This window comes from Streptomyces sp. NPDC015131 (assembly GCF_043079975.1).
Lineage (GTDB): Bacteria > Actinomycetota > Actinomycetes > Streptomycetales > Streptomycetaceae > Streptomyces.
In genome coordinates, this window is sequence record NZ_JBIBVB010000001.1 from 760,197 (window position 1) to 778,353 (window position 18,157).

Genomic DNA, 18,157 nt, shown 5'->3' on the forward strand with positions numbered 1-18,157 from the left:
GGCAGATGACGGAACAGACGGCACCCACCGGCGAGCAGCCCCGCGCGGACCGGCCCGGCACCGCCGACGACCCCGGCCGCCCCCGCGCCACCGACCCCCACCTGCCCGCCCGCGACCGCCCCTGGCCCCGGACCTTCGCCGACCGGCTCACCGCCCCGCTCCCCGGCGTCCGCGCCATGGCCCGGCTCGCCCGGGAGGGCACCCTGCGCCCCACCGCCGAGGGGCTCCGCGACATCCCGCACCTCCCGTACGCCCCCGGGCCGCTGCCCGCCGCCGGCCCCGGCACGGTCGCCGTCACCTGGGCCGGGCACGCCAGCTGGGTCGTCCGCATCGGCGGGCTCACCGTCCTCACCGACCCCGTCTGGTCCCGCCGCATCCTCGGCACGCCCGCCCGTGTCACCCCCGTCGGCGTCCCGTGGGAGGACCTCCCGCCCGTCGACGCCGTCGTCATCAGCCACAACCACTACGACCACCTCGACGCGCCCACCGTCCGCCGGCTGCCCCGCGACACCCCGGTCCTGGTCCCCGCCGGCCTCGGCCGCTGGTTCCGCCGCCGCCGCTTCACCCGCGTCACCGAACTCGACTGGTGGGAGAGCACCGAGGTGGGCGGCGTCCGCTTCGACTTCGTCCCGGCCCACCACTGGTCCAAGCGGACCCTCACGGACACCTGCCGCACCCTGTGGGGCGGCTGGGTGCTGCGCGACCCGGGCGGGCACCGCGTGTACTTCGCCGGGGACACCGGCTACGGCCACTGGTTCCGCGAGATCGGCCGCCGCCACCCCGGCATCGACCTCGCGCTCCTGCCCATCGGCGCGTATGCCCCCCGCTGGTGGCTCCGCGACGTCCACACCGACCCCGAGGAGGCCGTCCAGGCGTTCCAGGACCTCGGCGCCCGCACCATGGCCCCCATGCACTGGGCCACCTTCGTCCTCTCCTCCGAGCCGGTCCTCGAACCGCTCCTGCGCGTCCGCGCCGCCTGGGAGAGGGCGGGCCTGCCCCGCGACCGCCTCTGGGACCTGCCGGTCGGCGGCTCCGCCGTGCTCGGCTGAGCCCCGGGCCGCGACCCTCAGGCCGGCGCCCGCACCCGCCGCCAGGCCGACGGCGCCGTGGCCACGACCACCGTCAGCACGACCGCCGCCAGCACCCCCTGCCACGGGTGGGGGAACAGCGAGCCGCCGAGGACCCCGATGAGCTGGTACGTCGCCGCCCACGCCAGGCACGCCGGCAGGTTGCCGCGCACGAACCGGCTCAGTGGCATCTCCGCCAGCAGGCACGCCAGCATCACCGGTATCCGCCCGGCCGGCACCAGCCGCGACAGCACCAGCACGGAGACCCGGTGCTCCGCGAGCCGCGCCTGCGCCTGCTCCAGCCGGTCCGGCGCGGCCCGCTCACGCAGCTTCGCCAGCCGGCGCGAACCGATCCGGGAGTGCGCCCCGCGCCGCCCCAGCCAGTACAGCGCCACGTCCCCCGCGAACGCCGCCCCCGACGCCAGCAGGAACACCACCAGCAGCGACACCGCGGGCGCCGACTGGTGGAACGCCACCACCGCGGCCGAACTGACCACCGCCCCCGTCGGCACCACCGGGACCAGCGCGCCCACGACCACCAGCAGGAACAGCGCCGGATAGGCCACCGCCTGCTGGGTCGACTCGGAGGGCACCGCGCCCACCAGGGACTCGATCACCCGGACACCTCCGGCCGTACCGTCTCGCCGTGCCCCGGTCGGAGCACGGCCACCTCCGGCGCGAGCCGCGCCGCGTGGCGCGCGAACTCGTCACCGGGGGAGTGGAACTCGTGCGGGCGCACCCCGTCCATGCCGATCGGCCAGTACGTGCCGTAGTGCACCGGGACCGCCACCCGGGGCGACAGGGCCGCCAGCGCCTCGGCCGCCCGGTGCGCGTTCAGGTGCCCCGGCCCCAGGAACGGCCCCCAGCCGCCCACCGGCAGCAGCGCCACGTCCACCTCGCCCACGGCCGCGGCCATCCCGTCGAACAGCCCCGTGTCACCGGCGAAGTACGTCCGGGCCGTCCCGCGGATCACATACCCGAGCGCGGGGGAGCGGTGCGGCCCCACCGGCAGGCGCCGCCCGTCGTGGCGGGCCGGCACCGCCCGTACCACCAGCTCCTCGACCTTCACCTCGTCCCCGGCCACCACCTCCGTGACCGGCAGCCCGCGGGCCGCCGCCAGCCGCCGCAGCCCCGGCACCGCGGCGGTCGCCCCGCGCGGCACGACCAGCCGGGTCCCCGGGGCGAGCCGGGCCAGGGACGGCAGGTGCAGATGGTCGGAGTGCAGGTGCGACACCAGCACGGCCGCCGCCCGCGCCGCCTCCGGGGGCGGCAGGGCCCCGCGCCGCCGCCTCAGGTGCGCCAGCCGGCGCGCGAACAGCGGGTCGGTCAGCACCCGCACCCCCGAGTCCCGCACCGTACAGGTGGCATGACCCCACCACGTGACCTCCACCGCCACCGCCCGCCCTCCTCGCTCCCGCACCGCCCGTCCACGCTCCTACGAGCGTAGATGCGCGCCTCCTACCCCGGACACGTTCGGAGTAGTGTCGGCGGCATGAACGACGTACGCGTGGCGGCGATCGCGAGCCTGACGCCGCTCGAGGAGCTCGACCTCGACCCCTTCCTGGTCGACACCCGCAGCCAGCACGCCATGTGCGAGCGGTGGGCCGCCGGCCGGGGCTACGTCGTCCGCCGCGAACTGCTCCTCTACGACATGCGGCCCGACCACCGGGTGCTGTGGGCCGACGTGGAGTCCGGCGCCGTCGACCTGTTCGTCGCGCCCAACGCCCGTGTCCTCGACCGCGCCCTCACCTCCGCGCGCGACTTCACCGCGGAGTGCGCCCGCCGGGGCGTACGGCTGGAGACGGCGGGCCTGGACGAGCCGGCGTACGACGCCGCGATGAAGGCCCACGTCCACCGCCGGCTCTCGATGCCGACCGCGGGCTACGACGGCTGCTGAGCGGGCGGAGCGAACGGCGTGAGAAAGGCACGATGGCGTACGGCGAGCGGTGCCCTGCTGCGCGTGGTCGTGGTGTGGGCGGTCTCCACCCTCACCATGCTCGCGCTCGCCGGGCTGCTGCCCGACTTCCAGCTCCAGTCCCACGACGGCGAGGCCATCACCCGCACCGCCGGCACCGCCGCCTGGGCCGCCGGGGTGTTCGGCCTGCTCGGCGCACTGGTGTGGCCGCTGGTCGTCCGGGCCCTGCTGCTGGTGCCCGCCCTGGTGCTGGGGCTGCTCGTCTTCTTCCTCAACGGCTCGCTGCTGCTGTTCGCGCTCTGGCTCGTCCCCGACGGGCGCGGCGAGGCCGACCCGCAGAACGCGGTGGCGGTCGCCGCCGTGATGTCGGCCGTCGCCTCCGCCACCTCCACCGCGCTCGCCGTACGCGACGACGACGCCTACCGCCGCCGCCTCTACCGGCTCGCCGGCCGGCGCAGGACCCGGCCGCCGGAACTCGGCCCGGACAGCCCGCCCGGCACCGTGTTCCTCCAGCTCGACGGCGTCGGGCACCGGGTCCTGCGGGACGCCGCCGCCACCGGGACGATGCCCACCGTCGCCGCCTGGCTGGGCACCACCCACCGCCTCACGTCCTGGCGCACCGACTGGTCCAGCCAGACCGGCGCCAGCCAGCTCGCCATCCTGCACGGCACCAACCACGACGTCCCGGCCTTCCGCTGGTACGAGAAGGACACCGGCCGGCTCATGGTCAGCAACCGGCCCGCCAGCGCCGTCGAACTCCAGCGCCGCGCCATAGAGCGCACCGGCGACGGCGGCCTGCTCACCCTCGACGGCGCCAGCCGCGGCAACCTCTTCAGCGGCGGAGCCGACCAGCTCGCCCTGGTGCTGTCCGTCTCCGCCCGCCGCGGCCGCCGAAACCGCTCCCGCGCCGGCTACGTCGCCTACTTCCGCGACCCGGCCAACGCCGTGCGCACCGCCGTCTCCTTCGTCGCCGAGGTGGGCCGCGAGATCGGCCAGTCCACCCGCTCCCGCCTCCGCAAGGAGACGCCCCGGGTCGGCCGCGGCGGGCTCTACCCCTTCATCCGGGCCTTCGCCACCGTCGTGGAGCGGGACGTCGTCGTCGCCGCCGTCATGGGCGACGTCCTCGCCGGCCGCACCGCCGTGTACGCCGACCTCGTCGCGTACGACGAGGTCGCCCACCACTCCGGACCGCACAGCCGCGACGCCGCGCACGTACTGCGCCGCCTCGACCGCTCCCTGGCGCTGATCGCCGAGGCCGCCGAGCACGCGCCCCGCCCGTACCGCATCGTGCTGCTCTCCGACCACGGCCAGAGCCCCGGCGAGACGTTCGCGTCGGCGTACGGGCTCACCCTGCGCGACCTGGTCCGCTCCGGCTGCGGACTGCCCGTCCCGCGCGGCGCCCGGCACACCCCCGGCGGCGCCGAGGCCCGGGGCGCGCTGCGCAGCGCGGTGCGCCTGCCGGTGGAGGAGGGCCGCGAGGAACGGGCCCCCCGCACCTCCGACCCGATCGTGCTGGCCTCCGGGAACCTGGGCCTGGTGTCCTTCCCGGACGTGACGTACCGGCTGTCCCGGGAGGAGATCGAGCGCCGCCACCCGGCCCTGCTGCGCACCCTCGCCGACCACCCCGGCATCGGCTTCCTGCTGGTGCGCAGCGAGCGGCACGGCTCGGTGGTGCTCGGCCCGGGCGGCTTCGAGGCCCCGGTCGACGACCTCACCGACGACGACGGCCCGCTCGCGCCGTTCGGCCCCGGCACGGCCGACGCCGTCCGGCGCACCGACTCCTTCCCGCACGTCGCGGACATCATGGTCAACTCCCGCTACGACCCCGCCACCGGGACCGTGCACGCCTTCGAGGAGCAGATCGGCTCGCACGGCGGCCTCGGCGGCGAGCAGTCGGAGGCGTTCCTGCTGTACCCGTGCACCGTGTCCCCGCCCGCCGGTGACGGCGCGGAACTGGTGGGCGCCGAGGAGGTGCACCGGGTGCTGCGGCGCTGGCTGAGGGAGAGCCAGGGACCCCAGGTGCCCCTTCAGGAAGTCCCGTCACGCCCTCTGCCGGACGAAGCATTTCCGGTCGCCGGCCGCGTCGTGCCGGACAAACACTGCTGATTTGGTGCAGCGTTCGCCGTCCCCGACCATGTTCAGGTTTGCACGGCGAAAGGCGCACCACCCCCCATGACCAGCACTCCCCCCATCACCGACCCCACCCCCGACGAGAAGTCCCCGCACGCCCGCAGCTTCGGACTGCCGATCGCCACCGCCCTGGTCATGGGCAACATCATCGGCGGCGGGATCTTCCTGCTCCCCGCCTCGGTCGCCCCCTATGGCACCATCAGCCTCGTCGCGTTCGCGGTCCTCACCGCCGGCGCCATCGCCCTCGCCCTGGTCTTCGGCCGCCTCGCCCGGCGCCACCCCCTCACCGGCGGCCCCTATGTGTACGCGCGCGAGGCGTTCGGCGACTTCGCCGGCTTCCTCGCCGCCTGGTCGTACTGGATCACCACCTGGGTCTCCAACGCGGCCCTCGCGGTCGCCGCCGTCGGCTACCTCGACGTCCTGCTGCCCGTCCAGGACTCCACGGCCGCCACCATCGCGGCGGCCCTGGTCCTCCAGTGGCTCCCCGCCCTCGCCAACCTCGCCGGCACCCGGTACGTCGGCGCCGTCCAGCTCGTCGCGACGGTCCTCAAGTTCGTCCCGCTGCTCCTGGTGGCCGTCGGCGGACTGTTCTTCTTCGACTCCGCCAACCTGGGCCCCTTCCAGGCCGGCGACTCCGGCGCCGTCGGCGCGATCTCCGCCTCCGCCGCCATCCTCCTCTTCAGCTACCTCGGCGTGGAGTCCGCGGCGGTCAGCGCCGGCGAGGTCCGCGACCCGGAGCGCAACGTCGGCCGGGCCACCATCCTCGGCACCCTCGGCGCCGCCGTCATCTACCTGCTGGGCACCCTCTCCGTCTTCGGCCTCGTCGCCCACGACCGGCTCGTCGAGTCCACCGCGCCCTTCTCCGCCGCCGTCAACACCATGTTCGGCGGCTCCTGGGGCGGCACCGCCGTCGCCTGCATGGCCCTGGTCTCCATGGTCGGCGCCCTCAACGGCTGGACCCTGCTCAGCGCCCAGACCCCCTACGCCGCGGCCAAGGACGGCCTCTTCCCCCAGGTGTTCACCCACAAGCGCCGGGGCGTGCCCACCTACGGCGTCCTCGTCACCGTCGTCCTCGCCTCGCTGCTGACGGTCTACAACTACACGGCGGGCTCACAGCGGGTGTTCGAGATCCTGGTGCTCGTCACCACCTTCACCGCCACCGTCCCCTACCTGCTGTCCACGGCGGCCCAGATCTACTTCCTCGCCACCGGCCGCACCGACCGCGTGCACCGCCCGCGCCTCGTCCGCGACGCCGCGCTGGCCCTGATCGCCTTCGCCTTCTCCATGTGGCTGGTCGCCGGCTCCGGCTACGCCGCCGTCTACCAGGGCGTCCTGTTCCTCTTCGCCGGGGTCCTGGTCTACGCCTGGATGGCGGCCCGCAAGCAGCGCGGCTGACGGCCCGCTCCGCCGATCGGGGGGTTCTCGGGGCGGAGCGGCACAACGGGGGCGGGTGCGGGCAAAGGAACGCCCATGACCAGCACGCTCGGGTTCGCCGTCGCCACGCGCCGGGCCGTGCTGGTCGCGCTGCTGGTGCTGGCCGCGCTGCTCGGGGTGGCCGGGGGCACCGCGGCCGTCACGGGCGCCGAGCCCCGGCCCGCCGCCTCCGCCGCGCCCGACCCCGACCTCACCGAGGCGGAGGCGGCGGCGCCCCGCCGCGACGGGCGGCGCCACCGGAGGGCCGTCCGCCCCCGGGGGCCACGCCGCGCACGGCCCCCGGCCGCCCCGCGGCCCCCCGCCGCGCCCCTCCCCGCGAGCCGGCCCGGGGAGCGCGCCCTCCGGTGCGTGGTCCTGCGCTGCTGAGCGGCACCCCGCCGCACATCAGCCCCCACCACGTCACCCGAGCAGGAGGCACTCCGCCATGCCCATCGACCCCTTCGCGGCCCTCAACGCCCTGATCCGCGCCGAGGCCACCCGTACCGCCGACTCCGAACCGGCACCCGCCGGCACCGACACCGACCCGGCCCAGCCGCCCGAACCCGACGAGAAGTAGCGCCCACGGCCGGGGCGCGGACCGGCCGGTCCGCGCCCCGGCCCGCGCCTCAGCCGTCCGCCGCCGGCAGCCCCCGCGCCGCACCCGCCAGCGCGTCCAGCACCGGCCGGATCAGCGGATGCTCCTCCGCGCCCCGCCGCACCGCCGCGAACACCCGCCGGAACGCCGCCGGGCCCGCCACCGGGCGGACCACCACGTCCTTCAGCTCGATGCCCCGCAGCGCCGACCGCGGCACCAGCGCCACCCCGGCGCCCGCGCCCGCCAGGGCCACCGCCGCCCGGAAGTCGTCCGACGAGTGCACCAGCCGCGGCTCGAAACCGGCCAGCTCGCACGCCAGCAGCACCATGTCGTGGCACGGATTGCCCGGGTAGGGCGCGATCCAGTCGGCGCCCGCCAGCGCGTCCAGGGCCACCTCCGGCTCCTGGCCCAGCGGATGCCCCGCGTGCAGCACGGCGTCGAACGGCTCCGCGTACAGCGGCACCCGCGCCAGCCGCCGGTCACCCTCGCGCGGCGCGCCCCGGTACTCCACCGCGAGCGCCACGTCCGCCTCGCCGTCCAGGACCAGCGGCAGCGACTCGTCGCCCTCCGCGTCCCGCACCCGCACCCGGATGCCTGGCCGCGTCGCGGCGAGCCGCCCGATCGCCGGGGCCAGTACCTCGGCGATCCCGGTCGCGAACGCGGCGACCGTCACCTCACCCGCACGGCCGCCCGCGTACGCCGCCAGCTCCGCCTCCGCCCGCTCCAGCTGCGCCAGCACCTCGTTGGCGTGCTCCAGCAGGATCTCGCCGGCCGCCGTGAGCCGTACGCCCTTGCCGCTGCGGGTCAGCAGCACATGCCCGGTCTCCTGCTCCAGCGCGGCGAGCTGCTGCGACACGGCGGACGGGGTCAGATACAGCGCCGCGGCCGCGGCGGTCACCGTACGGTGGTCCGCCGCGGCCCGCAGCACACGCAGTCGCCGGGGGTCGATCACCCCGCCATTGTCCCCCAGCCGTCAGCCGGCCATCGCGGCCCGCGCGTCCACGAACGCCGCCACCGCCCGCTCCACGTCCCGCGTCGAGTGCGCCGCCGACAGCTGCACCCGGATCCGGGCCTGGCCCATCGGCACCACCGGGTACGAGAAGCCGATCACGTACACCCCGCGCTCCAGCAGCAGCTCCGCCATCCGCGCCGCCTCGGCCGCGTCACCGATCATCACCGGCGCGATGGCGTGGTCGCCCGGCAGGATCTCGAAGCCCGCCTCCGTCATGCTCGTACGGAACAGCTTGGTGTTGGCCTCCAGCTTCTCCCGCAGGTCACCGGCCGACTCCAGCAGGTCCAGCACCTTCAGCGACGCGGCGGCGATCACCGGCGCCAGCGAGTTGGAGAAGAGGTACGGGCGCGAACGCTGGCGCAGCAGCTCGACGATCTCCGCCCGCGCCGCCACGTACCCGCCGGACGCGCCGCCCAGCGCCTTGCCCAGCGTGCCCGTGATGATGTCCACCCGGTCCATCACCCCGTGCAGCTCGGGCGTCCCGCGCCCGCCCGGTCCGGTGAAGCCCACCGCGTGCGAGTCGTCCACCATCACCATGGCGTCGTACCGGTCGGCGAGGTCGCAGATCTCCGGCAGCGGCGCGACATAGCCGTCCATCGAGAACACGCCGTCGGTGACGATCAGGCGCCGGCGCGCGTCCTGCGTCTCCTTGAGCTGCTTCTCCAGGTCCGCCATGTCGCGGTTGGCGTAGCGGTGGCGGCGCGCCTTGGACAGCCGGATGCCGTCGATGATCGACGCGTGGTTGAGGGCGTCGGAGATCACGGCGTCCTCGGGGCCGAGCAGGGTCTCGAAGACACCGCCGTTGGCGTCGAAGCAGGAGGAGTACAGGATCGTGTCCTCCTGCCCCAGGAACGCCGACAGCCGCTGCTCCAGCTCCTTGTGGATCTCCTGGGTGCCGCAGATGAAGCGCACGGACGCCATGCCGTAGCCCCAGCGGTCCAGCGCCTCCTTCGCGGCGGCGACCACCTCGGGGTGGTCGGCGAGGCCCAGGTAGTTGTTGGCGCAGAAGTTCAGCACGTCGCCGGAGGGCACGGACACGGTCGCGCTCTGCGGGGTGCCGATGACCCGCTCCGGCTTGTAGAGCCCGGCGTCGCGGATCTCGCCGAGGGTGGCGCGCAGCTCGTCACGGACGGACGCGTACATGAGGAATGCTCCTTGCGGGGGTGGTGAGGGGGAGGGGGCTCGGCGAGTGAGCCGAAATCAGGCGGTCCAGTCGAGGATGATCTTGCCGCTGCGGGCCGTCGCCGCCTCGTCGAACGCGGCGTCGAAGTCCCGGTAGCCGTAGCTTCCGGTGATCACGGGCGTCAGATCGAGGCCGCCCTCCAGCAGGACGGTCATCGCGTACCACGTCTCGAACATCTCCCGGCCGTAGATGCCCTTCACCGTGATCATCGAGGTGACGATCTTCGACCAGTCGACGGCGAACTCCTCCGCCGGCAGGCCCAGCATCGCGATCCGGCCGCCGTGGGTCATGTTGGCGACCATGTCCCGCATCGCCTCGGGCCGGCCGGACATCTCCAGGCCGACGTCGAAGCCCTCCTTGAGCCCCAGCTGCCGCTGCGCCGCCTCGATGGTCGTGCCGGCCACGTTCACCGCCAGCGTCGCGCCCACCTTGCGGGCCAGCTCCAGCCGCGACTCGCTCACATCGGTGATCACCACATTGCGCGCACCCGCGTGGCGGGCGACCGCCGCCGCCATGATGCCGATCGGGCCCGCGCCCGTGATCAGGACGTCCTCGCCGACCAGCGGGAACGACAGCGCGGTGTGCACGGCGTTGCCGAACGGGTCGAAGATCGCGGCCACGTCCAGGTCCACCTTCGTCCGGTGCACCCACACGTTCGACGCGGGCAGCGCCACATACTCGGCGAACGCACCGTCCCGCCCGACGCCCAGGCCGACGGTGGCGCGGCACAGGTGGCGGCGGCCCGCCAGGCAGTTCCGGCACTTGCCGCACACCAGGTGGCCCTCGCCGCTGACCAGGTCGCCCACCGCGATGTCCGCCACGTCGGCGCCGACCCGCGCCACCTCGCCCACGAACTCGTGCCCCAGCACCAGCGGCGCCGACACCGCCTGCTGCGCCCACCCGTCCCACGACCGGATGTGCAGGTCCGTGCCGCAGATGCCGGTGCGCAGCACCCGGATCAGCACGTCGCCGGGCCCGGTCTCGGGCTCGGGCACGTCCATGAGCCAGAGACCGGGCTCGGCCTTCTGCTTGACAAGTGCCTTCATCGGTGCGGCTCCAGCCGGGGGAGAGGGAGATCTTCGAACCCGCACCAATCTGCCCACCCGCGCCCGCCGCGTCCATCGAGGTTTTCTTAAGCGGGTCAACAGCGGAGCTTCACGCGCCACGCCCGTTACGTTCGACGCATGACGGCGGAGGTCTGGTACACGTCCTACGGCTCCAACACCCATGTCGACCGGCTGGCCCATTACATCCTCGGCGGGGCGCCCCCGGGCGGCGCCCGCGCCTGCCCCGGGTGCCGCGACCGCCGCATGCCGGCCGCCTCCGTGCCGGTGGAGCTGCCGGGCGCGCTGTACTTCGCCACCGAGTCCGCGGTATGGACCGGCGGGCGCGCCTTCTACGACCCGGACGCGCCCGGCCGCGTCCTGGCCCGGGCGCACCGGGTCACGGCCGGGCAGTTCTCCGACATCGCGGCCCAGGAGATGTACCGCGAGCCCGGGCCGGACACCGACCTCGACCTCACGGAGGTGCTGCGCGAGGGCAGGGCGGTGCTGGGCGGCGGACGGTACGAGACCCTGGTCCGCCCCGGCACCCTCGACGGGCTGCCGATGCTCACCTTCACCGCCCCCTGGCGCATGGACGACGTCGAGTGGAACGCCCCGGCCGCCGGCTACCTCCGGCACCTGGCCGCCGGCCTCATGGCGACGGGCGCCTGGACGGCGGACGAGATCGCCGGCTACCTGGCATCGCGGCCGGGCGCCGCCGGCCACTGGACGCCCCGCCTGGTCCTGGACCTGATCGCCGCCTGACCCCCGGCCGCGGCGCCCGCATGACCTCGCGGGTAATCGACCGGCCCCCGGCGGCGCGGGCATCGTTGCGGTCACCGGAACCCGGCCGGCGCACTCCGGCCGGGATCCGGGCCCGCACCCGGCCGTACGAACCCCGACGGAGGCTCCACCATGTCCCACGCCCTGCTCGCCGGCATCTCCCGCACCACCGAGCCGCGGACCATGCTGCGCCGCTTCCTCGCCCTCGACGCCGTCGTCACCGGGGCCAACGGGCTGGCCTACGCGGTCGCCGCCGGGCCGCTCGGGCGGCTCCTCGGGGTCGACGCGACGCTCCTGCTCGCACTCGGCCTGTTCCTGACCGCGTTCGCCGCCGGGGTCGGCTACCTCGCCTCCCGGCCGCAGCCGCCCGCCGCGCCGGTCAAGCTGGTCGTCGACGCCAACGCGCTGTGGGCGGTGACCAGCGTCGTCGCGCTCGTCGCCTGGCTGACGCCCAGCACCGCCGGGGCCGTGTGGATCCCGATGCAGGCCGCGACCGTGGCGGGGTTCGCCGTGCTGCAGTGGTCCGCCCTGCGGGCGGCGGAGGGCTAGAGCGACCGGAGGTACGCAACCGTCGCCGGGTCGGCCGGGAGCAGCGTCTCGATGGCCAGCTCGGCGACGGTCACGTCCATCGGCGTGTTGAACGTCGAGATCGACGACACGAAGGACAGCAGCCGCCCGTCGTGCTCGATCCGCAGCGGCAGCGCGAAGTACGGGTACGGATGCGGGTCCTCCCGGTCGTCCGGGCCGGCGGCCGCGGGCAGCGGGTAGGCGGCGACCTCCTCGTACAGCCGCCGCAGCGGCTCGGAGCGGACCAGGGCGATCTGCCGTTCCATCTGCGCCAGCAGGTGCCCGCGCCACTCCCGCAGGTTGCGGATCCTCGGGGCGAGGCCCTCCGGGTGCAGGGTGAGGCGCATGACGTTCAGCGGCGGCGTCAGCAGATGCGCGGGCAGCCCGTCCATCAGCAGGGTGACGCCCCGGTTCGCCGCCAGCACGGTGTACGTGGCGTCGACGACGACCGCCGGGTACGGCTCGTACCCGGTCAGCAGCTGCTCGATGCCCGCCCGCAGTGTGCCCAGGGACGGGTCGTCCAGCGACGTCTCGGAGTAGCGGGGGGCGTAGCCCGCCGCCAGCAGCAGGGCGTTCCGCTCGCGCACCGGCACCTCCAGGTGCTCGGCCAGCCGCAGGACCATCTCCTCGCTGGGCCGCGACCGGCCGGTCTCCACGAAGGAGATGTGCCGGGCGGACGAGTCGGCGCGCAGCGCCAGCTCCAGCTGGCTCAGCCGCCGCCGCTCGCGCCAGCCGCGCAGCAGGGGCCCTACTCCGGTACCGGTCACGGCAGTTGTCATACCGCAGACCGTAACCCACGTGTTGACCACGGGCGCGGGGCGGCGGACCGTATCGTCACGGTCACGTCGTCAACGCCCGCCCCGTACCGGAGGGAGCACCGGACATGCCCACTGAGCCGCTGTCGCAGAAGGAGATCGAGGACCGGCTGCGCGAACTCCCCGGCTGGTCCCAGGAGGGCGACCGGATCGCCCGCACCTACCGGCTCGGCACGCACTTCGCCGCCGCCGCCATGGTCGTCCACGTCGCGCGCATCCAGGAGGAGCTGAACCACCACTCCGACCTGACGCTCGGCTACAACACCGTCAACATCACCGTGAACACCCATGACGCGGGCGGCGCCGTCACCGAGAAGGACTTCGGGCTCGCCGCCCGGGTCGAGGAGATCGCGCCCGCGCACGGCGCGGAATAACCCCGGGGCCCACATGGCGCGGCGCCCGCCCCCGTACGCGACGGGAGCGGGCGCCGGACGGGCGCCGGGCGGGCGCCGGGCTGTCAGGCCGCGGCGAAGGTGGCCGGGTCCGGGCCCAGCCGCTTGCCCTCGTCGAGCGCGGCGAGGGCCGCCAGGTCGTCGGCGTCCAGCTCGAAGCCGAACACGTCGATGTTCTCCGCGATCCGCGACGGCGTCACCGACTTGGGGATCACCACGTTCCCCAGCTGGAGGTGCCAGCGGAGCACGACCTGCGCGGGCGTCCTGCCGTGCTTGCGGCCGATCGCCACGATCGTCGGCACCTCCAGCAGGCCCCGGCCCTGGCCGAGCGGCGACCACGCCTCGGTGCGGATGTCGTGCCGGGCGTGGAAGGCCCGCGCCTCGGCCTGCTGGAGCTGGGGGTGCAGCTCGATCTGGTTGAGCACCGGCACCACGGAGGTCTCGCCGAGCAGCCGCTCCAGGTGCTCGGGCAGGAAGTTCGACACACCGATCGCCTTGGCGCGGCCGTCCGCGTGGATCTTCTCGAACGCCTTGTACGTCTCGACGTACAGGTCCTTCGAGGGCACCGGCCAGTGGATCAGGTACAGGTCGACGTAGTCCAGGCCGAGGCGGTCCAGCGACGCGTCGAACGCGCGCAGGGTCGCGTCATGACCCTGCTCCGCGTTCCACAGCTTGGTGGTGACGAACAGCTCCTCGCGGGCGATCCCGGAGGCGCGCAGGGCCTCGCCGGTGCCCTTCTCGTTCTCGTAGATCGCTGCGGTGTCGATGCTGCGGTATCCGGCCTCCAGGGCCGTGCCCACCGCCTTCGCCGCCTCGTCGTCGGGCACCTGCCAGACACCGAAGCCGAGCTGCGGCATGGTGACGCCGTTGTTGAGGGTGATGGAGGGGACCTTGCTCACGAGCGGTCGATCCTTTGCGTCGTCGGTTGGTACTCCCAGCATCAACGATCACAGCCGCGCACCTGTTCCCGCGGCACCCGGTCGTGTCCGGTCGCGTCGGCGGCGCCCGGTCCGTCACCGGTACAGCGCCTCGACCTCCGCCGCGTACGCCGCCTCGATCGCCTTCCGCTTCAGCTTCAGCGACGGCGTCAGCAGCCCGTGCTCCTCGGTGAAGGGGTGCGCCAGGATCCGGAACGTGCGGATCGACTCGGCCTGGGACACCAGGGTGTTCGCGGCGACCACCGCCCGCCGGATCTCGGTCTCCAGCGCCGGGTCGCGCACCAGCTCGGCGGGCGGCAGCGGCGGTCTGTTCTGCATCGCCAGCCAGTGCTCGACCGCCTCCTGGTCGAGGGTCACCAGCGCCGCGATGTACGGGCGGTCGTTGCCGACGACGATGCACTGCGCCACCAGCGGGTGGGACCGCACCCGCTCCTCCAGCCCGCCGGGCGGCACGCTCTTGCCGCCCGACGTCACCAGGACCTCCTTCTTGCGGCCGGTGATGGTCAGATAGCCGTCCTCGTCCAGCGCGCCCAGGTCGCCGGTGGCCAGCCAGCCGTCGCGGAGCACGGCGGCGGTCGCGGCCGGGTCCCCCAGGTACCCCGAGAAGACGTGCGGGCCCCGCAGCCACACCTCGCCGTCCTCGGCGATCCGCACGGTCGTGCCGGGGATGGGCGGGCCGACCGTGCCGTACCGGGTGCGCTCCGGCGGGTTGGCGGTGGCCGCCGCGGCCGACTCGGTCAGCCCGTACCCCTCGTACACGGTGACGCCCGCGCCCGCGAAGAACAGCCCCAGCCGCCGGGCCATCCCCGAGCCGCCGGACATGGCGTGCCGCATCCGGCCGCCCAGCGCGTCACGGACCCGGCCGTACACCACCTTGTCGAAGAACTGGTGCTGCACGCGCAGCGCCGCCGACGGGCCCGGCCCCATCCCGAACGCCTTGTTCTCCAGCGCCTCCGCGTACCGCACCGCCACCTCGACGGCCTTGTCGAAGGGGCCCACCCGGCCGTCGGCCTCCGCCCGGCGCCGCGCCGCCTGGAAGATCTTCTCGAAGATGTACGGGACGGCCAGCACGAACGTCGGCCGGAACGCCGCGAGGTCCGCCAGCAGCGGACCGGCCGCCAGCTCCGGCTGGTGGCCGAACTTGACCCGCTTGCGGACCGCCGCGACCTCCACCATCCGCCCGAAGACGTGCGCCAGCGGCAGGAACAGCAGCGTCGACGCCTCGTCGCCCGGCCGGGAGCGGAAGACCTGCTCCCAGCGGCCGACCAGGGTGTCCGCCTCGAACATGAAGTTCGCGTGGGTCAGCACGCACCCCTTGGGGCGGCCCGTCGTCCCGGAGGTGTAGATCACGGTGGCGACCGACTCGGGTGTCACCGCCCGCCGGTGCCGCTGCACGACCTCCTCGTCGATGCGCTCCCCGGCGGCCACCAGCTCGGCGACCGCGCCGGCGTCCAGCTGCCACAGCCGCTTCAGGTGCGGCAGCCGGTCGATCACCGACCCGACGGTCATGGCGTGGTCCTCGTGCTCCACCACGCACGCCGTCACCTCGGCGTCGTGCAGCATCCAGTGGACCTGGTCGGCGGAGGAGGTCGGATAGACCGGCACGGACTGCGCGCCCACCGTCCACAGGGCGAAGTCGAACAGCGTCCACTCGTAGCGGGTGCGCGCCATGATGGCGACCCGGTCGCCGAAGCGGACCCCGTCCGCGAGGAGGCCCTTGGCGAGCGCCAGCACCTCGTCCCGGAAGCGGGCCGAGGTCACATCGGTCCACCGGCCGTCCGCGCCCTTGCGGCCCAGCACCACCCGGTCCGGATCGTCCTCCGCGTGCGTGAACACGGCGTCGGCCAGCCCGCCGACCGGGGGAGCCGTCGCCAGGGGCGGGACAGTGAACTCACGCAAGGGGCTGCTCCTCGGGGTGGCGCTCCGCACGGCGGAGGGTGACGGTACCCCACGCCGGACCCGTGCGGGAGGGGCTTCACGAACCCCGCGCCTACCCCATCGCCACAGGTCAGACGCCTCGTGCCCGGCCAGAGGCGCGGGGGCGCCGAGACTACTGACCGCCGGGTAAGTAGTGGGTGGGGGAATCTCCACGAAAACCCACCGCATCTGCACGCCCCGCTCACCGCCGCCCCGGGCGGGCCGACACCGCCCCGCCCGGGGCGTCACCGGGACGGGGGCGTGGGGAGCGGCCGTGTCACCGGGACGGGGGCGTGGTGTGCAGCCGGTCGCCGCCCGCGAGCAGCGCCGCCGACAGCGCGTCCGCCGCCTCCTGGGCGGACCCGCGCGGGCGGCCGTGCAGCAGGACGAAGTCGACGTCGCCCAGCTCCGGCAGGCCCGCCCGCGCGGGCACCGGCACCAGACCGGGCGGGATCAGCCCCCGGGTGTGGGCCATCACGCCCAGCCCGGCACGCGCGGCGGCGATCAGCCCGCTCAGGCTCGAACTGGTGCACACGATCCGCCAGGGCCGCCCGTGCGCCTCCAGCGCCTCCAGCGCGCGGGCCCGGGTGATCCCGGGCGGCGGGAAGACGATCAGCGGCACCGGGCGGTCCGGGTCCAGCCGCAGCCGGGGCGCGCCGATCCAGGTCAGCGTCGAGTGCCAGACCAGCCGGCCGGGCGCGTCACCGCCCCGCCGCTTGGCCAGCACCAGGTCCAGCCGCCCGGCGGCCAGCTTCTCGTGCAGGGTCCCGGACAGACCGACCGTCAGCTCCAGGTCCACCTCGGGGTGCTCGCGCCGGAACGACTCCAGCACCTCGGGCAGCCGGGTCAGCACGAAGTCCTCCGACACCCCGAACCGCAACCGCCCGCGCAGCCGCGTCCCGGCGAAGAAGGCCGCCGCCCGCTCGTGCGCCGCGAGGATCGTCCGGGCGAAGCCGAGCATCGCCTCGCCGTCCTCGGTGAGCGCCACACTGTGGGTGTCCCGGGTGAACAGCGCCCGCCCCGCCGCCTCCTCCAGTCGCCGCACATGCTGGCTGACGGTCGACTGGCGCAGCCCGAGACGCCGGGCGGCCCGCGTGAAGCTCAGGGTCTGCGCCACGGCCAGGAAGGTCCGCAGCTGCGTCGGCTCGTACACCCTCCCCACGCTAGCGCGCGGTCATCGTGATCCGTGATGGCAGTCAGAGCGGTGTACGGGTTTCCCGATCGGCGGCGCCCGGTGGACGATGGACCGGGCCCGACCCGAACCGAGAGCGCGTGGAGCACATGAGCCGCCCAACCCTGTCCCGGCCGCCGATCGACCCGTACATACTGGCGCTGCTCGGCACGGTGGCCCTCGCGGCCCTCCTCCCCGCCTCGGGCACCGCCGCCGAGGTCACCGGCGGCCTGTCCACCGGCGCCGTCGCCCTGCTGTTCTTCCTGTACGGGGCGCGGCTGTCCACCCGCGAGGCGCTGGACGGACTGCGCCACTGGCGGCTGCACGTCACCGTGCTGGCCGCGACCTTCGTCGTCTTCCCGCTGCTGGGGCTGGCCGCCGCCCCGCTCGTCCCGGCGGTCCTCACACCCGCGCTCTACGGCGGGCTGCTCTTCCTGTGCCTGGTGCCGTCCACGATCCAGTCGTCGATCGCCTTCACCTCCCTCGCGCGCGGCAACGTCCCCGCCGCGATCTGCGCCGGCTCCTTCTCGTCGCTCGCCGGGATCGTCCTCACCCCGCTGCTCGCCGCCCTCCTGCTGCCCGGCTCCGGCGGCGGCCTCTCCGCCGACGCGCTGGTGCGGATCGTCCTGCAGCTGCTGGTGCCCTTCCTCGCCGGCCAGGCGCTGCGCCGCTGGATCGGCGGGTTCCTCGCCCGGCACCGCAAGGTCCTGGGGTACGCCGACCGGGGCTCGATCCTGCTCGTGGTGTACGCCGCGTTCAGCGAGGGCATGGTGAGCGGCGTCTGGCACCGGGTGACCCCCGGCCGGCTGGCCGCGCTCCTGGGCGTCGAGGCGGTGCTGCTCGCCGTGATGCTGGCGCTCACCTGGTACGGGGCCGGGCGGCTGGGCTTCGGCCGGGAGGACCGGATCGCCATCCAGTTCGCCGGGTCGAAGAAGAGCCTCGCGGCGGGGCTGCCGATGGCGAGCGTGCTGTTCGGCGCGCACGCGTCCCTCGCGGTGCTGCCGCTGATGCTGTTCCACCAGATGCAGCTGATGGTGTGCGCGGTGATCGCCCGGCGCCGGGCGGGCGACCCGGACCGGGCGGGCGAGCCGGACCCGTCGGGGGAGCCCGGCCGTACGGCGGACCCGGCCGCCCCCGCCGCACCCCGCTGACCGCCGGGCGGCCGGGGGGACGGGGCCGGCGGCCGTCACGGGGCGGGGCCGGCGCGGCCGGTCGC

The 18,157-nt window shown here is 74.8% G+C and carries 19 protein-coding genes; 10 read left to right on the forward strand and 9 right to left on the reverse strand.

All coding sequences use genetic code 11. The annotated features are described in order from the left end of the window. Positions 1–5: 5 nt before the first annotated feature. Positions 6–1,049 (forward strand): MBL fold metallo-hydrolase, encoded by a 1,044-nt coding sequence (locus ACF08D_RS03125; RefSeq protein WP_392220754.1) that lies wholly within the window; start codon positions 6–8, stop codon positions 1,047–1,049. 17 nt (positions 1,050–1,066) lie between these two features. Here the strand turns inward: ACF08D_RS03125 and ACF08D_RS03130 are convergent, their stop codons facing one another. Continuing rightward, positions 1,067–1,684 carry a DedA family protein gene (locus ACF08D_RS03130; protein ID WP_392220755.1) on the reverse strand — a complete coding sequence of 206 codons (618 nt, stop codon included), beginning with the start codon at positions 1,682–1,684 and terminating at the stop codon, positions 1,067–1,069. Continuing rightward, positions 1,681–2,463 (reverse strand): MBL fold metallo-hydrolase, encoded by a 783-nt coding sequence (locus ACF08D_RS03135; RefSeq protein WP_392220756.1) that lies wholly within the window; start codon positions 2,461–2,463, stop codon positions 1,681–1,683. The genes ACF08D_RS03130 and ACF08D_RS03135 overlap by 4 nt, the downstream gene beginning before the upstream one ends. A gap of 96 nt (positions 2,464–2,559) precedes the next feature. Between ACF08D_RS03135 and ACF08D_RS03140 the strand changes: the two genes are divergently transcribed. The 5 genes from ACF08D_RS03140 to ACF08D_RS03160 all read left to right on the forward strand — a co-directional run bounded on the left by ACF08D_RS03140 (position 2,560) and on the right by ACF08D_RS03160 (position 7,102). Further along, positions 2,560–2,964: a hypothetical protein gene (locus ACF08D_RS03140; protein ID WP_392220757.1), complete on the forward strand. Its 405-nt coding sequence runs from the start codon at positions 2,560–2,562 to the stop codon at positions 2,962–2,964. Between the two features lie 18 nt (positions 2,965–2,982). Next, complete coding sequence (locus ACF08D_RS03145) at positions 2,983–5,088, forward strand: phage holin family protein (RefSeq protein WP_392220758.1); 2,106 nt, start codon at positions 2,983–2,985, stop codon at positions 5,086–5,088. Between the two features lie 66 nt (positions 5,089–5,154). Beyond that, positions 5,155–6,507, forward strand: a complete 1,353-nt coding sequence (locus ACF08D_RS03150; RefSeq protein ID WP_392220759.1) for an amino acid permease — start codon at positions 5,155–5,157, stop codon at positions 6,505–6,507. A 75-nt stretch (positions 6,508–6,582) separates the two neighbouring features. After that, positions 6,583–6,912: a hypothetical protein gene (locus tag ACF08D_RS03155; RefSeq protein WP_392220760.1), complete on the forward strand. Its 330-nt coding sequence runs from the start codon at positions 6,583–6,585 to the stop codon at positions 6,910–6,912. A gap of 58 nt (positions 6,913–6,970) precedes the next feature. After that, complete coding sequence (locus ACF08D_RS03160; RefSeq protein ID WP_392220761.1) at positions 6,971–7,102, forward strand: hypothetical protein; 132 nt, start codon at positions 6,971–6,973, stop codon at positions 7,100–7,102. A gap of 49 nt (positions 7,103–7,151) precedes the next feature. On the opposite strand, the gene ACF08D_RS03165 is transcribed toward ACF08D_RS03160, so the two are convergent. Genes ACF08D_RS03165 through tdh form a run of 3 tightly spaced genes read right to left on the reverse strand, consistent with a single transcriptional unit; the run spans position 7,152 to position 10,361 of the window. After that, the gene (locus ACF08D_RS03165; RefSeq protein ID WP_392220762.1) at positions 7,152–8,072 is read right to left on the reverse strand and encodes a LysR substrate-binding domain-containing protein; all 921 of its coding nucleotides are present in this window, start codon (positions 8,070–8,072) and stop codon (positions 7,152–7,154) included. A gap of 21 nt (positions 8,073–8,093) precedes the next feature. Beyond that, positions 8,094–9,275 (reverse strand): glycine C-acetyltransferase, encoded by a 1,182-nt coding sequence (locus ACF08D_RS03170; RefSeq protein ID WP_392220763.1) that lies wholly within the window; start codon positions 9,273–9,275, stop codon positions 8,094–8,096. Positions 9,276–9,332: 57 nt separating this feature from the next. Continuing rightward, positions 9,333–10,361, reverse strand: coding sequence for an L-threonine 3-dehydrogenase (tdh, locus tag ACF08D_RS03175; RefSeq protein WP_392220764.1), 1,029 nt, complete (start codon positions 10,359–10,361; stop codon positions 9,333–9,335). A gap of 138 nt (positions 10,362–10,499) precedes the next feature. Between tdh and ACF08D_RS03180 the strand changes: the two genes are divergently transcribed. Beyond that, positions 10,500–11,123 (forward strand): histone deacetylase, encoded by a 624-nt coding sequence (locus ACF08D_RS03180; RefSeq protein ID WP_392220765.1) that lies wholly within the window; start codon positions 10,500–10,502, stop codon positions 11,121–11,123. 150 nt (positions 11,124–11,273) lie between these two features. Next, positions 11,274–11,690, forward strand: a complete 417-nt coding sequence (locus ACF08D_RS03185) for a hypothetical protein (protein WP_392220766.1) — start codon at positions 11,274–11,276, stop codon at positions 11,688–11,690. Here ACF08D_RS03185 and ACF08D_RS03190 read toward each other — a convergent pair. Further along, the gene (locus tag ACF08D_RS03190; protein ID WP_392220767.1) at positions 11,687–12,487 is read right to left on the reverse strand and encodes a helix-turn-helix domain-containing protein; all 801 of its coding nucleotides are present in this window, start codon (positions 12,485–12,487) and stop codon (positions 11,687–11,689) included. The genes ACF08D_RS03185 and ACF08D_RS03190 overlap by 4 nt on opposite strands. A gap of 104 nt (positions 12,488–12,591) precedes the next feature. On the opposite strand from ACF08D_RS03190, the gene ACF08D_RS03195 reads away from it, so the two are divergent. Further along, positions 12,592–12,897 carry a 4a-hydroxytetrahydrobiopterin dehydratase gene (locus tag ACF08D_RS03195; protein ID WP_392220768.1) on the forward strand — a complete coding sequence of 102 codons (306 nt, stop codon included), beginning with the start codon at positions 12,592–12,594 and terminating at the stop codon, positions 12,895–12,897. Between the two features lie 83 nt (positions 12,898–12,980). On the opposite strand, the gene ACF08D_RS03200 is transcribed toward ACF08D_RS03195, so the two are convergent. The 3 genes from ACF08D_RS03200 to ACF08D_RS03210 form a co-directional block, all read right to left on the reverse strand. Then, complete coding sequence (locus ACF08D_RS03200) at positions 12,981–13,814, reverse strand: aldo/keto reductase (protein ID WP_392220769.1); 834 nt, start codon at positions 13,812–13,814, stop codon at positions 12,981–12,983. Positions 13,815–13,928: 114 nt separating this feature from the next. Then, positions 13,929–15,752, reverse strand: coding sequence for an AMP-dependent synthetase/ligase (locus ACF08D_RS03205; RefSeq protein ID WP_392220770.1), 1,824 nt, complete (start codon positions 15,750–15,752; stop codon positions 13,929–13,931). A gap of 295 nt (positions 15,753–16,047) precedes the next feature. Further along, positions 16,048–16,923, reverse strand: a complete 876-nt coding sequence (locus ACF08D_RS03210; protein WP_392220771.1) for a LysR substrate-binding domain-containing protein — start codon at positions 16,921–16,923, stop codon at positions 16,048–16,050. A gap of 128 nt (positions 16,924–17,051) precedes the next feature. On the opposite strand from ACF08D_RS03210, the gene ACF08D_RS03215 reads away from it, so the two are divergent. Then, complete coding sequence (locus tag ACF08D_RS03215; protein WP_392220772.1) at positions 17,052–18,092, forward strand: bile acid:sodium symporter family protein; 1,041 nt, start codon at positions 17,052–17,054, stop codon at positions 18,090–18,092. Positions 18,093–18,157 lie beyond the last annotated feature (65 nt).